At 43.3% G+C, this 14,139-nt stretch carries 15 protein-coding genes; 12 read left to right on the top strand and 3 right to left on the bottom strand.

Annotation, left to right across the window (positions count from 1 at the left end):
- Nucleotides 1-332: 332 nt before the first annotated feature.
- From purU to lysA, 8 genes are all read left to right on the top strand, one after another.
- Entirely contained in the window at nucleotides 333-1,190 is an 858-nt protein-coding gene (gene purU / locus AB5062_RS19720; protein ID WP_016270608.1) for a formyltetrahydrofolate deformylase, read from the top strand.
- Nucleotides 1,190-1,780 carry an imidazole glycerol phosphate synthase subunit HisH gene (gene hisH, locus AB5062_RS19715; RefSeq protein ID WP_005841208.1) on the top strand — a complete coding sequence of 197 codons (591 nt, stop codon included), beginning with the start codon at nucleotides 1,190-1,192 and terminating at the stop codon, nucleotides 1,778-1,780. The genes purU and hisH overlap by 1 nt, the downstream gene beginning before the upstream one ends.
- A 41-nt stretch (nucleotides 1,781-1,821) precedes the next feature.
- Complete coding sequence (gene hisA, locus AB5062_RS19710; RefSeq protein ID WP_005841209.1) at nucleotides 1,822-2,541, top strand: 1-(5-phosphoribosyl)-5-[(5-phosphoribosylamino)methylideneamino]imidazole-4-carboxamide isomerase; 720 nt, start codon at nucleotides 1,822-1,824, stop codon at nucleotides 2,539-2,541.
- Nucleotides 2,542-2,550: 9 nt separating this feature from the next.
- Nucleotides 2,551-3,306, top strand: coding sequence for an imidazole glycerol phosphate synthase subunit HisF (gene hisF / locus AB5062_RS19705; protein ID WP_005841210.1), 756 nt, complete (start codon nucleotides 2,551-2,553; stop codon nucleotides 3,304-3,306).
- Nucleotides 3,307-3,470: 164 nt separating this feature from the next.
- Entirely contained in the window at nucleotides 3,471-4,082 is a 612-nt protein-coding gene (hisIE, locus tag AB5062_RS19700) for a bifunctional phosphoribosyl-AMP cyclohydrolase/phosphoribosyl-ATP diphosphatase HisIE (protein WP_005841211.1), read from the top strand.
- A 1-nt stretch (nucleotide 4,083) separates the two neighbouring features.
- Complete coding sequence (locus AB5062_RS19695; RefSeq protein ID WP_005841212.1) at nucleotides 4,084-4,842, top strand: cell division ATP-binding protein FtsE; 759 nt, start codon at nucleotides 4,084-4,086, stop codon at nucleotides 4,840-4,842.
- A 107-nt stretch (nucleotides 4,843-4,949) separates the two neighbouring features.
- Nucleotides 4,950-6,269, top strand: a complete 1,320-nt coding sequence (locus AB5062_RS19690; RefSeq protein WP_005841213.1) for an aspartate kinase — start codon at nucleotides 4,950-4,952, stop codon at nucleotides 6,267-6,269.
- A gap of 107 nt (nucleotides 6,270-6,376) precedes the next feature.
- Complete coding sequence (gene lysA / locus AB5062_RS19685) at nucleotides 6,377-7,537, top strand: diaminopimelate decarboxylase (RefSeq protein ID WP_005841215.1); 1,161 nt, start codon at nucleotides 6,377-6,379, stop codon at nucleotides 7,535-7,537.
- A gap of 64 nt (nucleotides 7,538-7,601) precedes the next feature.
- On the opposite strand, the gene AB5062_RS19680 is transcribed toward lysA, so the two are convergent.
- Nucleotides 7,602-8,108, bottom strand: a complete 507-nt coding sequence (locus AB5062_RS19680) for a hypothetical protein (protein WP_008671214.1) — start codon at nucleotides 8,106-8,108, stop codon at nucleotides 7,602-7,604.
- Nucleotides 8,109-8,312: 204 nt separating this feature from the next.
- Between AB5062_RS19680 and AB5062_RS19675 the strand changes: the two genes are divergently transcribed.
- The 4 genes from AB5062_RS19675 to AB5062_RS19660 all read left to right on the top strand — a co-directional run bounded on the left by AB5062_RS19675 (nucleotide 8,313) and on the right by AB5062_RS19660 (nucleotide 11,248).
- On the top strand, nucleotides 8,313-9,470 hold the full coding sequence (locus AB5062_RS19675; RefSeq protein ID WP_016270610.1) for a glycosyltransferase: 1,158 nt from the start codon (nucleotides 8,313-8,315) through the stop codon (nucleotides 9,468-9,470).
- A 48-nt stretch (nucleotides 9,471-9,518) separates the two neighbouring features.
- A complete protein-coding gene (locus tag AB5062_RS19670; protein WP_005851637.1) occupies nucleotides 9,519-9,794 on the top strand; it encodes a putative quinol monooxygenase in 276 nt (91 codons plus the stop codon).
- Between the two features lie 556 nt (nucleotides 9,795-10,350).
- Entirely contained in the window at nucleotides 10,351-10,638 is a 288-nt protein-coding gene (locus tag AB5062_RS19665; protein WP_008671218.1) for a LysO family transporter, read from the top strand.
- Nucleotides 10,628-11,248 carry a lysine exporter LysO family protein gene (locus tag AB5062_RS19660; protein WP_008782404.1) on the top strand — a complete coding sequence of 207 codons (621 nt, stop codon included), beginning with the start codon at nucleotides 10,628-10,630 and terminating at the stop codon, nucleotides 11,246-11,248. Before AB5062_RS19665 ends, AB5062_RS19660 begins: the two co-directional genes overlap by 11 nt.
- Before the next feature lie 346 nt (nucleotides 11,249-11,594).
- Here the strand turns inward: AB5062_RS19660 and AB5062_RS19655 are convergent, their stop codons facing one another.
- Together AB5062_RS19655 and AB5062_RS19650 are read right to left on the bottom strand one after the other, a co-directional pair.
- On the bottom strand, nucleotides 11,595-12,839 hold the full coding sequence (locus AB5062_RS19655; RefSeq protein ID WP_005841546.1) for an ABC transporter permease: 1,245 nt from the start codon (nucleotides 12,837-12,839) through the stop codon (nucleotides 11,595-11,597).
- 1 nt (nucleotide 12,840) lies between these two features.
- Nucleotides 12,841-14,043: a pyridoxal phosphate-dependent aminotransferase gene (locus tag AB5062_RS19650; protein WP_005851630.1), complete on the bottom strand. Its 1,203-nt coding sequence runs from the start codon at nucleotides 14,041-14,043 to the stop codon at nucleotides 12,841-12,843.
- Nucleotides 14,044-14,139: the final 96 nt, after the last annotated feature.

Below are 14,139 nucleotides of genomic sequence, written 5' to 3'. Positions count from 1 at the left end.
GTACGGGACTCGAACCCGTGACCCCATGCGTGACAGGCATGTATTCTAACCAACTGAACTAACGCACCAATAATTTTGATAGTCTCTCTTCCGACGCTTTCTCTCTCGATTGCGGGTGCAAAGGTACGCATTATTTTTAAATCTGCAAGCGTTTTGGCAAAAACCATAAAAAAAATATTTTCCAACTCCCTTCACCTCCCCACCCTAAAAATTACGATATTGTTATTATTTTAATCTTTTCAACAAACTTCTTGTTATAAAATTTAGCTTATTGGCAATAATTCGCTATTTTTGTGCACTCAATAGATTAAAATCGAAAATTAGGGAAAAAGATGAATACAACTGCAAAATTATTGTTGCACTGCCCAGACCAACCAGGCATTTTGGCAGAAGTCACAAACTTTATTACAATTAACAAAGGTAATATTGTCTACTTAGACCAATATGTGGACCATGTAGAAAATATATTTTTCATGCGTATAGAATGGGAAATAAAGGATTTCTTTATTCCTAAAAATAAAATAGAAGATTATTTTGAAACCTTGTATGCCCAAAAATATGAAATGAAATTCCGTCTTTATTTCTCGGATGTAAAACCCAAAATGGCCATATTTGTTTCCAAACTGTCCCATTGCCTGTTCGATATGCTGGCACGCTACACGGCCGGAGAATGGAATGTGGAAATTCCGCTGATTATAAGTAACCATCCCGACCTTCAGCATGTGGCAGAACGTTTCGGTATACCGTTCTATCTCTTCCCTATTACTAAAGAGAACAAAAAGGAACAGGAAAAAGCAGAAATGGAGCTGTTGGAAAAACATAACATCAATTTCATTGTACTGGCACGCTATATGCAAGTGATTTCCGAACAAATGATTGAAGCATATCCCAACCGCATCATCAACATACACCACTCTTTCCTCCCTGCGTTCGTTGGTGCAAAACCTTATCATGCAGCGTTTGAACGAGGAGTAAAAATCATTGGTGCGACCAGCCATTATGTTACCTCCGAACTGGATGCCGGTCCTATCATTGAGCAAGATGTAGTACGCATCACACACAAGGACACTGTGCAGGATTTAGTAAGTAAAGGTAAAGATTTGGAAAAAATAGTCCTTTCTCGTGCTGTTCAGAAACATATTGAACGAAAAGTATTGGCTTATAAAAATAAAACAGTTATCTTTAGCTGATGAAAATTGCTGTCGTAAAATATAATGCAGGAAACATCTACTCCGTAGACTATGCACTGAAGCGCCTTGGAGTAGAAGCAACCATCACTTCCGATAAGGAAGTATTGATGAGTGCCGACAAAGTTATCTTCCCCGGTGTGGGCGAAGCCGAAACAACCATGAGCCATCTCCGGAAAAACCGGTTGGATGAAGTTATTAAAAACTTAAAACAACCTGTACTAGGTATCTGCCTGGGAATGCAGCTGATGTGCCGGCACTCCGAAGAAGGAAATGCCGACTGCTTGGGCATCTTTGATACTGATGTAAAGTTGTTCAGCCCCACCCGGCATGAAGACAAAGTACCCCATATGGGATGGAACACCCTGACTCATGTACGCAGCGACCTGTTCAAAGGATTCACCAAAGAAGAATTTGTATACTTCGTACATAGCTTCTATGTGCCTCTGAACGAGTTTACGGCAGCACAAACAGATTATATCCTCCCCTACAGTTCGGCCTTGCACAAAGATAATTTCTATGCGACACAGTTCCATCCGGAAAAGAGCGGAGCCGTGGGCGAACGAATCCTGAGGAACTTTTTAGAATTGTGAACCATTACATTATATATAACAATGCATAAGAAGAAATAGATATGATAGAGTTAATTCCTGCCATCGACATTATTGATGGCAAATGCGTCCGTCTTTCTCAAGGAGATTATAACACACAGAAAGTATATAACGAAAACCCGGTTGAGGTTGCCAAAGAATTTGAAGCCCATGGGATTCATCGTCTGCACATTGTCGATCTGGATGGAGCAGTTTCACGCCATGTTGTGAATTACCGTGTACTGGACCAAATCGCCAGCCGCACTTCTCTGGTCATTGATTTTGGAGGAGGGATAAAAACAGACGAGGACCTAGTCATCGCTTTCGACAATGGCGCACAAATGGTAACCCTGGGCAGCGTAGCCGTGAAAAATCCCGGGCTTTTCAAAAAATGGCTGGAACAATACGGAAACGAGAAAATCATTCTGGGAGCTGATGTAAAGGAGAATAAAATTTCTGTCAATGGCTGGAAAGAAGAAAGTCAGCAGCAGTTGATCCCTTTTTTGAAAGATTATACTAAAGAAGGGGTTTTCAAGGTGTTATGTACCGACATCAGCCGTGACGGAATGTTGCAAGGGCCTTCCGTGGAACTATACCAGCAAATCCTGAAGGAGTTCCCGAATATGCATCTGATAGCCAGCGGAGGAGTAAGCTGTATACAGGACATTATCGACCTGGAAATAGCCAAAGTTCCGGCTGTTGTTTTCGGCAAGGCATTATACGAGGGAAAAATTACATTGAAAGACTTAAACCGTTTCATGTAAGAGCAAATCATGTTAGCAAAAAGAATCATACCTTGCCTGGACATCAAAGACGGGCAGACCGTAAAAGGAACCAATTTCGTAAACTTACGTCAAGCAGGTGATCCGGTAGAACTGGGGCGTACCTACAGTGAACAGGGAGCTGACGAACTGGTCTTTCTCGATATCACTGCCAGCCATGAAGGGCGCAAAACCTTTACCGATTTGGTAAAACGGGTAGCGGCCAATATCAATATCCCCTTTACTGTAGGAGGAGGTATAAACGAACTGAGCGACGTAGACCGGCTATTGAATGCAGGAGCTGACAAAGTTTCTATCAATTCATCAGCCATCCGCAATCCGGATTTGGTAGACAAGATTGCCAAACATTTCGGTTCACAGGTCTGTGTGGTAGCCATTGACGCCAAGCAGACTGAAACCGGGTGGAAATGCTATCTGAACGGCGGCCGGATTGAAACCGACAAGTACCTGTTTGACTGGGCTAAAGAGGTGAACAACCGCGGGGCAGGAGAAATTCTTTTCACGAGCATGAACCATGACGGAGTGAAAAACGGATATGCCAACGAAGCCCTCTCCACCCTGGCGGATTTACTGACAATTCCCGTCATCGCATCTGGAGGCGCCGGATGCATGGAACATTTCCGCGATACATTTGCAAAAGGGAAAGCAGATGCTGCATTAGCAGCCAGCGTTTTTCATTTCGGAGAAATTAAAATTCCCGAATTAAAACAGTATCTTTGCGAGCAAGGAATTAATGTGAGGTTATAACTCTGTTTTTAATTGCATCTAAATCTGTTTCCACTACCATCCCAAACAGGATGAAAGACTGGCAAACGACCTTCAGATCCTCATTCCACTCTGAATGACGATGCTGATGAAATTTTAAACAAGTTCTATACAACACCGATAATATAACAATAAAATATAGAAAAATGGATTTGAATTTCGAAAAAATGAACGGGTTGATCCCCGCCATCATACAAGACAACAGCACCAGCAAAGTACTGATGTTAGGGTTTATGAATGAAGAAGCATACCGAAAGACAGTGGAAACCGGTAAAGTAACCTTCTTCAGCCGTACCAAGAACCGTCTGTGGACAAAAGGTGAAGAAAGCGGGAATTTCCTGAATGTTGTTTCTATAAAAGAAGACTGTGACAAGGATACCCTGCTGATCAAAGTAAATCCGGCAGGTCCTGTATGTCACACCGGAACAGATACTTGCTGGGGAGAAGAAAACAAAGAAGACATCATGTTCCTGAAGGAATTACAAGATTTCATTGACAAACGTCACGAGGAAATGCCTGCAGGCTCTTACACCACCAGCCTGTTCGAATCCGGTATCAACAAAATGGCACAGAAAGTAGGCGAGGAAGCCGTGGAAACGGTTATCGAAGCTTGTAACGGAACCGACGAACGCCTCATCTACGAAGGAGCCGATCTGATATACCACATGATTGTACTGCTCACCTCAAAAGGCTATCGCATCGAAGACCTTGCCCGTGAATTGAAAGAACGTCATAGCGCTACGTGGAAAAAACATTAAAATGATGGACGAAGCTCTCATTCGATATAAAAACGTATATATCAACCAACAAGAGTTAGGCGTATTGGAAGATGTAAACCTGGAACTGAACAAGGGTGAATTTGTTTACCTCATTGGAAAAGTCGGTTCCGGAAAAACCTCATTACTGAAAACAATTTACGGTGAGCTGGATATACAGTCAGGAGAAGCTGAGGTGTTAGGCTACAACATGACTAACATCAAGCGGAAGCATATTCCCGAACTGCGTCGCCGTTTAGGCATTGTCTTTCAAGATTTTCAGTTACTGACAGACCGCACCGTACACGCAAACCTCAGTTTTGTATTGCGCGCCACCGGATGGACAAACAAAGCAACCATCAAAGCACGCATTGAAGAAGTACTGGACCAAGTGGGAATGACCGGCAAAGGATACAAAATGCCCAACGAGCTATCGGGTGGCGAGCAACAACGCATTGTTATCGCCCGTGCCATCCTGAACCGGCCGGACATTATTCTGGCCGACGAGCCGACGGGTAACCTGGACACCGAAACAGGGCGCAAAATTGTAGAACTTCTGAAATCCATTTGTGCTACAGGCTCCGCCATCATGATGACCACCCATAATCTGCATCTCCTGTCGGAATATCCGGGAGTTGTCTACCGCTTTGAGAATCATCATATCAAAGAAGTAACTCACGAATACAGCCGGATGGAAAGAAGTCAAAATGAGACCGAAAAAGGAGAAAAAACGACAGTTACACCCCAAGAAACGGCAGAATAAGTAGATGAATGATAAATATCATCGCTAAAATGCTGATTTTTGCAGTCTTATTTGTATATTTGCACGCTAATTATCAATATAGGAACAATTAAAATACGAAACGAAAAATGAAAGTTTTAAAGTTTGGAGGTACTTCGGTAGGTTCTGCACAAAGAATGAAAGAAGTAGCCAAATTAATTACCGACGGTGAACAGAAGATTGTTGTACTTTCAGCCATGTCTGGAACAACAAACACGTTGGTTGAAATTTCGGATTATCTGTATAAGAAAAATCCCGAAGGTGCGAATGAAATCATTAACAGACTGGAGGCTAAATATAAACAGCATGTTAATGAACTTTATTCTACTGACGAGTATAAGCAGAAAACACAGGAATTTATAAAAGCACAGTTCGATTATATTCGTTCGTATACAAAAGATATTTTCACACTGTTCGAAGAAAAAGTAATCCTGGCACAAGGCGAATTGATCTCCACCAACATGGTTACCAACTATTTGCAGGAACAAGGGGTCAACGCCATCTTACTTCCGGCATTGGAATTCATGCGCACGGACAAGAACTCGGAGCCCGATCCTGTATATATCAAAGAAAAACTGGCCGCACAGCTGGAAATACATCCGGATGCTGAAATTTATATCACACAAGGTTTTATCTGCCGTAACGCCTATGGCGAGATAGATAATCTGCAACGTGGCGGAAGCGACTATACCGCATCACTGATCGGTGCCGCTGTAAACGCCTCCGAAATCCAGATATGGACAGATATTGACGGTATGCACGATAATGACCCGCGCATCGTAGACAAGACTTCTCCTGTACGTCACCTGCACTTCGAAGAAGCTGCCGAGTTGGCCTACTTTGGTGCGAAGATTCTGCACCCTACTTGCGTACAGCCTGCCAAATATGCCAATATTCCCGTCCGTCTGCTTAATACAATGGAACCTACAGCCCCGGGGACTTTGATTTCCAATGATACGGAAAAAGGCAAAATCAAGGCAGTTGCAGCCAAAGACAACATCACTGCCATCAAGATCAAATCAAGCCGTATGTTACTGGCCCACGGCTTCTTGCGCAAAGTATTCGAAATCTTCGAAAGCTATCAGACCTCTATCGACATGATCTGTACTTCAGAGGTCGGTGTTTCCGTATCCATTGATAACACCAAACATCTGAATGAAATTCTGGACGACTTGAAGAAATATGGTACAGTAACCGTAGATCAGGATATGTGTATCATCTGTGTAGTCGGTGACCTGGAATGGGAAAACGTAGGCTTTGAAGCCAAAGCGTTGGACGCCATGCGCGACATACCGGTACGTATGATTTCATTCGGCGGTAGCAACTACAATATTTCTTTCCTGATTCGTGAAGAAGACAAGAAGAAAGCATTGCAGTCATTAAGCGATCATTTATTCAACAATAAATAATTTCTACTGTAGGGGCGGATTGAATCCGCCCGAATACATCCCACTCTACAAAGTTGGTGTTTTCGGGCGAATTTAATTCGCCCTTGCTCATAAAAACAAAATACAATATGAAAGGAACATTCCCCGTAAACAAGTTCAGAGAGTTGGAAACTCCCTTCTACTATTACGATGTCAATGTGCTGCGAGAAACCTTGTCATGCATCAACAAAGAAGCAGGCAAATACAATAATTTCTGCGTGCATTACGCCGTGAAGGCCAATGCTAACCACAAAGTCCTGACAATTATCCGCGAAAGCGGTCTGGGAGCCGACTGTGTAAGTGGCGGAGAAATCCGCGCAGCCATTAAGGCCGGATTCCCGACAAACAAAATAGTCTATGCTGGTGTAGGCAAGACAGACTGGGAAATTAATCTGGGGCTGGATTATGATATTTTCTGCTTCAACGTAGAGTCTGTACCTGAACTGGAAATCATTAACGAACTGGCTGCCGCCAAAGGCAAAACAGCCCGTGTAGCTTTCCGTATCAATCCGAATGTAGGTGCGCATACCCATGCAAATATCACCACCGGACTAGCAGAGAACAAATTCGGGATCAGCATGGAAGATATGGACAAAGTGATTGATATGGCCGGAACATTGCCTCATGTAAAATTTGTAGGCTTACATTTCCACATCGGTTCTCAGATTCTGGATATGGGTGATTTTGTAGCCTTGTGCAACCGTGTAAACGAACTACAGGAAAAACTCTATGCCCGCCAAATCATAGTAGAACATATCAATGTAGGCGGCGGGTTAGGAATTGATTATGCACACCCCAACCGTCAAGCCATCCCCAACTTCACGGAATACTTTGCCACTTATCACAAGCATCTGAAACTGCGCCCCCAGCAGACTTTACATTTCGAACTGGGACGTGCCGTAGTAGGACAGTGCGGCAGCCTTATCAGCAAAGTGATTTATGTAAAGCAAGGAACCAACAAACAGTTTGCCATATTAGATGCCGGCATGACCGACTTGATTCGTCCTGCCCTCTATCAGGCATACCACAAAATAGAAAATATCACTTCGGAAGAACCTATGGAAACTTACGATGTGGTAGGCCCCATCTGCGAATCATCCGATGTATTCGGCAAGGCTATTGATTTGAACAAAGCACACCGTGGCGACCTTTTCGCTCTCCGTTCAGCAGGAGCATATGGTGAAATTATGGCATCGGCTTACAATTGTCGTGCATTGCCCAAAGGATATACCTCAGAAGAGTTAGTATAAACCAACTCCAACTGCCTGAATAAATAAGAAACAGCGCCGCTTTGCATCAAAGCGGCGCTGTTTCTTATTTATCTTCCGGAATGAAATCTTCTTTTATAAATTCATCATACACACGCCGTGGATGATCCGCTTTTGAAAATCCATTATTACCAAAATTCTGTTCACGGAACTTCTTTAGCTTTAAATTATCTTCCGCATACTCACGCAAAGTTTTCTGTTTGCCTCCTAATATGGAACTATCCAGCACCTCACATTCCAACAGATTTTCCTTCGGAGTAATTATTGGAAGGAGCTTCTGTTCCAAAAAACCGCGATAGGCCCCCACATACTCGCACCAGCACTCCCCCTTCACCTCATAAATACGATACGTGTACTTAGACAAAGCAGTTCTAATAAAAATTTCATTCCCCATCACCTCGGCCACGGCTTCTAAGTTATAAGCCAAGTCTTTAATCTTGATAATCTTCTTTCCTGACTCATCTTCCTTGATTTCCGTAGCCCAAAAGTCGGAATGCATAAGCTGATCAAGTATATTGATCAAACTTTCTTTAATCTCAAATTGTATTCTCATAATAATTGCCCGTTGGTCAGGACTTGTTACAGGTTTCAGTTAACTTCTTTAAATATAGCAATTATACTTGAAAAATATTCACGAAAACACACTTTTAACATTAAATTATAATTAAATCTGAACTTTTGAATAAATAAAGAATATTCATCCTGCTACAATTCAATTATTTGCTGTATTTTTGCACGTTTTTAAAACAGATCACACATGGAACCATTCACCATAGATATAATCTTACCAATAGCTTCGGGAGCCTTATTCACCACGCAGGCCGTTTACTATCTGGGGCTATATAACAAACTATACACTCACAGCAGAGAAACAGCATATGCCACTGATATAAATACCCAAAATCCTCCACTGTCTGTCATCATTGTGGCAAAAGACGCAGCCCACGAATTACAAGAAAACCTCCCATTTATTTTAGAGCAGGACTATCCGGAATTCGAAGTGATTGTGATTTACGACCGCCCGGCGGATGATTGTGACAATACGTTGAAATTACTGGAAGACAAATATCCCAATCTCTATCATACCTTTATCCCCGACAGTGCACGCTACATCAGCCACAAGAAACTGGGAATAACAATGGGAATTAAAGCCAGCCGCCATGAATGGCTGGTATTTACCGAACCCGATTGCCGTCCGCAAAGCAATCAATGGCTGAAACAGATGGCACGTAATTTCACACCTGCCACCGAAATCGTTTTAGGCTACAGCAACTACGAAAAAGTACCGGGATGGTTTAATAAGAAAATCACTTTCGACACGTTGCTGAATTCTATGCGTTATCTGGGTATGGCTGTTTCCGGACATCCCTACATGGGCACAGGACGGAATATGGCTTATCGGAAAACACTGTACTACAAGCAGAAGGGATTTGCCTCCCACCTGAATCTGCAACGTGGAGAAGATGATTTGTTCATCAATGAAACAGCCCGTGCACACAATACACGAGTTGAAGCCAGCCCTGAAAGTCTGATGCGAATCGCCATGCCTAAATATAAAAGAATATGGTGTGAAGAGAAAATAAGCTATGCGGCTACCAGCCGGTTATTTCATGGAACCGCCCGTTATCTCATGGGATTTGAGACTTGCAGCAGATTCTTGTTCTATACAGCCATCATCGCCACTATAACCATCAGTATTCTTCTCCACCAATGGACTATTGCAGGCATTGCCGTTTTGCTATGGTCAGCACGCTTCACGATGCAACTGATTGTTTTCAGAAAAACCGCCAAAGTTTTTGGCGAACGGAAGTTCTGTGCACTACTCCCCTTATTCGATTTTCTGCAACCTGCATGGAATGGGGTATTCAAATTACAACGTAAATTCAGACGGAAAAATGAGTTTATGAGAAAATAAAAAGAGAATGAAACCAACTATACATTTCTTAATTTAATAATACGAATTATGATCAGATTAAATGTTTTTATCCAAGTAAACGAGAGTAACCGCAATGCTGTCTTAGAAACAGCAAAGGAATTGGTAGCGCAATCTTTAAACGACAAGGGTTGCATCGCTTATGATATCTTTGAGAGCGCGACACGGAAAGATGTCCTTATGATTTGCGAAACATGGAAAGATGCTGAGTCACTGGATGCACACGAAAAAGCTGCACATTTTATAACCTTGGTTCCTAAATTGCAAGAATTGGGCAAGATGAAATTAGAAAAATTTGAATTCTAAATCCGGTTATCCATCTTGATCCGACAAAAACAAATCAGGGCTTGTTTATACAAACCCTGATTTGTTTTTATCCGCCAAGAAAGGTTATGCAAGAAACACTTTTCCACCAATGTAATCACTGCCTGAAAAAACAGAAGAGTATCACATTATCCAGCATAACAAATTGAAACCTTTTATCGCTTTATATTCTCTAACACACCCCAAACAGCCCCTTTTTCATTGTTTTCACCCACCCATGCACATGCAATATTATTCGGTAAAACTATAAATGTAACAATTTAAAACCTTCGTTTTACAACGAAATATCACAAATATTGTTTGTTTTATATCATATTTCGCTTCAATAAGATTTAATATGTATATTATTTGCATATTAAAGACAATTATTCTACTTTTGCACCCGTTTTAAAAACAACAAAAAGTTTCAAATTGAAAGCATAAGTATGAAAATAATCTGGTCCATCCGTTCTTTCAACTTTACCAACATACCGTAAATACGTTTGTCCAAAAGCGTGTTATAAGTAATATTGTAAAATCAGAAAAACAGTTGAATCTCATGTTTACTTTCATTTCTATAATGGCTGTCGGAGTCCTTATAGGCTATCCCTTACGCCACAAATCCCAAGTACGCAAGATCACTCCTCTCATCCATATCGTGGTCTGTCTGCTACTTTTCTTACTCGGTCTCTCTATTGGTCTTAACAGACTGATTATTGACAATCTTGGTTACTTCTGCGGCCAGGCAGCCGTCATCTCCTCATTAAGCATATTGGGCAGCATGATGGCCTCCCTTGCAGTATACCACATCTTTTTCAAAGGAAAGGGGGCAAGCGGTGAAAAGTAGTCTTGTAACTCTAGCCTTTTTCTTGTTTGGCTGCGTAGCCGGAGTCAGCTATGCGGTGGACTTCGACGTACACCAAACCTCTGTATATGTACTATATGTACTGATGCTGTTACTCGGCATTAATCTTGGAAGCAACCGCAACCTCAGGCAGTTTGTCTTATCCCTCAATTTCAGAACACTGCTTGTACCCCTTGCCACCGTAAGCGGCACTCTGCTGTTTTCCGCCATCGGAGGCTTTCTCTTGAGCCGCTGGAGTATTTTCGACTGCATGGCTGTCGGAAGCGGATTCTCCTATTATTCCGTTTCCTCCATCCTTATCACGCAGATCAAATCCCCCTCCATCGGTGTGCAGCTTGCTACCGAATTGGGGACCATCGCACTACTATCCAATATTTTCCGGGAAATGACCGCCTTGATAGGAGCTCCCCTTTTCCGCAAATATTTCGGTTATCTGGCGCCTATCTCGGCGGCGGGCATCGGTTCTTCCGACATTTCCCTGGCAGCCATCGCACGCTGCTCCGGACCGGAAGCCGTACCCGTGGCCATCGTCCACGGCATACTGATAAACATAAGCATGCCTTTCTTCGTTTCTTTCTTCTGCAAACTGTGAACTGAAGGAAGTGACATACTATACGTAACTTTACATTCTCTCTATAAAGAACCGGCCCTGTCACGAATTCGCAGCAGGGTTGGTTCTAACACATCCGCCCGACTAAAGCATTTCTTCCTAACAATTAGGTCTTTTCTTTCTATCAACTACTACAGACTTTCACAACAGACTGTACAGTCCATTACATCAGACCGTACAGTCCACTATAATGGACTATACGATTCACTGTAGGAGACTGTAGTACATTACCGCATAAAAAGACTTAATCATAAGGGAAAAAGACCTTAGCATTATAGGAAAAAAGGATTAATACCGGATATACGGAAAACGCAGAAAGAGAATCTTCTCATTCAAACCGAATAGATTTTGCCGGATGAATACGCGTCACCAGAAATGACGGCCCGACAAGCATCAGCACCGACACCAGCAAAGTACAGACATTCAGCAACAAATAAATCCAAATGTTGAATTCAACAGGAACACGATCTACATAATAAGTGGCAGGGTCCAGTTTGAAAAGATGAAATTGAGATTGAATAAAGCATAATGCCACCCCGATGATATTTCCCCATAGCATCCCCCTGCCTATCAAGAATACAGAAAAACTGAGGAATATCTTACGGATAGCAAAATTATCAGCTCCCAATGCTTTCAGCACCCCGATCATATTGGTACGCTCCAGAATGATAATCAGCAAACCGGATATCATGGTGAATCCGGCCACCCCCGTCATGAGAAACAAGATAACCCACACATTCATATCCAGCAAATCCAGCCATGCAAATATCTGAGGATTGACTTCCTCCACCGTCTGAGTATAGTAAGTACCTCCGTATGCATCCACCTGCGTATCCACCCGTGCACGGATTTCCTCCTTCACCGGCTCCAACCGGCTATACTCATTCACTTCCAGTTCCATACCACTCACCTGCCCTTTCTGCCAGCCATTCAAACGGTTCACCGTATATAAGTCGGTTATCAGAAACAAATCATCGTATGCGGAAAAATTGGTCTGATAGATGCCGGCGACAGTAAGACGGCGGGCGCGCACATTATCCTCTATATAATAGGTATAGATTTTATCACCCAGTTTCAGATGAAGCTTGTCGGCAATAGTGCGGGACACCAATACCTTATTGGTAGAGGCAGTATCCGAGAAAACAGGAATTTCCCCTTCCTGCAAATGATTCTTTAAAAACCTCCAGTCGTATTCATGAGAAACACCTTTCAGTACCATTCCCTGAAAGCTGTCGTCTGTCATAATCATTCCCGGCTTGGTGGAATAGCGCTGCACGTGCTTCACTCCTTCCAGTGTTTTCAACAGATGGAGCAAACTGTCGTTGGCAACGATGGGAACCGTCTGATAAGATTGCTGGGAGTCGAAGTTAGTTATTACGATATCGGACCCCAAGCCTACCACCTTGTCGCGTACCTCATGTTTGAAACCGATCACCACCGCTACCGACACAATCATGACGGCCAGCCCGATGGCTATGCCCAGCATAGCAATGCGGACGGCAGGCTTGGACACCTCTTTTCCACCCTCATTGCTGCGATAGATGCGTCTGGCAATAAAGAGCTTCCAGTCCATATCAGTCTTCTACCCTTCCGGGATATGCTTCCAATGCCTTACGCAGTACGAACAACGCACGGACCAAATCCTCTTTCTTCAACACGTAGGCAATACGCACCTCATTACGGCCTGCACCGGGAGTGGTATAGAATCCGGCAGCCGGAGCCATCATGACCGTCTCGCCTTCATAGTTGAATTCCGACAGACACCATGCACAGAACTTCTCGCTGTCGTCCACCGGTAATTTGGCAACCGTATAGAATGCACCCATCGGTATGGGCGAATAAACACCCGGAATACGGTTCAGCCCGTCAATCAGGCACTTACGGCGCTCCACGTATTCGTCATACGTCTCGCGTGTGTACTCTTCGGGGGCATCCAATGAAGCCTCGGCAGCAATCTGACCGATCAAAGGAGGGCTCAGACGTGCCTGGCAGAACTTCATGACAGCATTTCTCACTTCCTTATTCTTGGTAATCAACGCACCGATACGGATACCGCATTCGGAATAACGCTTGGACACCGAGTCTATCAGTACCACATTTTCTTCAATGCCTTCCAAGTGACAGGCAGAGATATAAGGAGAACCGGTATAGATAAACTCGCGGTACACTTCATCCGAGAACAGGTAAAGATCATACTTCTTCACCATGTCACGAATCTGGTTCATCTCGCGGCGGGTATACAAATAGCCGGTCGGATTATTCGGGTTACAGATCAGAATAGCTTTTGTGCGTTCGTTTATCAACTCCTCGAACTTCTCCACTTTCGGCAGGGAGAACCCTTCCTCGATGGTAGTCGTCACCGTGCGGATCACGGCTCCGGCCGAAATGGCGAACGCCATATAGTTGGCATAGGCAGGTTCCGGCACAATGATCTCATCTCCCGGATTCAAGCAACTCAGAAAAGCAAACAGCACCGCTTCCGAACCTCCGGTAGTGATGATGATATCATCGGCAGACAAGTTGATGTCATATTTCTTATAATAACCCACCAGTTTCTCGCGATAGCTGCGGTATCCCTGGCTGGGACTATATTCCAAAACGGTACGGTCAATATTACGAATCGCATCAAGGGCCGCTCGCGGAGTAGGCAGGTCGGGCTGACCGATATTCAGGTGATACACATGAATTCCTCTCTGTTTTGCAGCATCGGCCAGCGGTGCCAATTTGCGAATTGGCGATGCGGGCATCTCGTTTCCTCTGATGGATATTATTGGCATAATGTTATAAAAATTATTTAATCGAAGTGCAAAGATAGACTTTCGCAACCAACCGAGCAAACAATTAATTAAGAATTTAAATCTTTGTTATCTTAA

It is taken from the genome of Phocaeicola sp. RTP21359st1_B8_RTP21360_211022 (assembly GCF_040911965.1).
Classification (GTDB): Bacteria; Bacteroidota; Bacteroidia; order Bacteroidales; family Bacteroidaceae; genus Phocaeicola; species Phocaeicola vulgatus.
Note: the sequence above shows the minus strand (reverse complement) of the source record. Positions and strands in the feature narration are given on the sequence as shown.

What these genes read in the sequence shown, in the direction of transcription:
- hisA (WP_005841209.1), top strand. Translation starts at nt 1,822, where the DNA reads ATGATAGAGTTAATTCCTGCCATCGACATTATTGATGGCAAATGCGTC.
- hisIE (WP_005841211.1), top strand. Translation starts at nt 3,471, where the DNA reads ATGGATTTGAATTTCGAAAAAATGAACGGGTTGATCCCCGCCATCATA.
- AB5062_RS19680 (WP_008671214.1), bottom strand. Translation starts at nt 8,108, where the DNA reads ATGAGAATACAATTTGAGATTAAAGAAAGTTTGATCAATATACTTGAT.
- hisF (WP_005841210.1), top strand. Translation starts at nt 2,551, where the DNA reads ATGTTAGCAAAAAGAATCATACCTTGCCTGGACATCAAAGACGGGCAG.
- AB5062_RS19665 (WP_008671218.1), top strand. Translation starts at nt 10,351, where the DNA reads ATGTTTACTTTCATTTCTATAATGGCTGTCGGAGTCCTTATAGGCTAT.
- hisH (WP_005841208.1), top strand. Translation starts at nt 1,190, where the DNA reads ATGAAAATTGCTGTCGTAAAATATAATGCAGGAAACATCTACTCCGTA.
- AB5062_RS19655 (WP_005841546.1), bottom strand. Translation starts at nt 12,839, where the DNA reads ATGGACTGGAAGCTCTTTATTGCCAGACGCATCTATCGCAGCAATGAG.
- AB5062_RS19650 (WP_005851630.1), bottom strand. Translation starts at nt 14,043, where the DNA reads ATGCCAATAATATCCATCAGAGGAAACGAGATGCCCGCATCGCCAATT.
- AB5062_RS19675 (WP_016270610.1), top strand. Translation starts at nt 8,313, where the DNA reads ATGGAACCATTCACCATAGATATAATCTTACCAATAGCTTCGGGAGCC.
- purU (WP_016270608.1), top strand. Translation starts at nt 333, where the DNA reads ATGAATACAACTGCAAAATTATTGTTGCACTGCCCAGACCAACCAGGC.
- AB5062_RS19695 (WP_005841212.1), top strand. Translation starts at nt 4,084, where the DNA reads ATGATGGACGAAGCTCTCATTCGATATAAAAACGTATATATCAACCAA.
- AB5062_RS19670 (WP_005851637.1), top strand. Translation starts at nt 9,519, where the DNA reads ATGATCAGATTAAATGTTTTTATCCAAGTAAACGAGAGTAACCGCAAT.
- AB5062_RS19690 (WP_005841213.1), top strand. Translation starts at nt 4,950, where the DNA reads ATGAAAGTTTTAAAGTTTGGAGGTACTTCGGTAGGTTCTGCACAAAGA.
- lysA (WP_005841215.1), top strand. Translation starts at nt 6,377, where the DNA reads ATGAAAGGAACATTCCCCGTAAACAAGTTCAGAGAGTTGGAAACTCCC.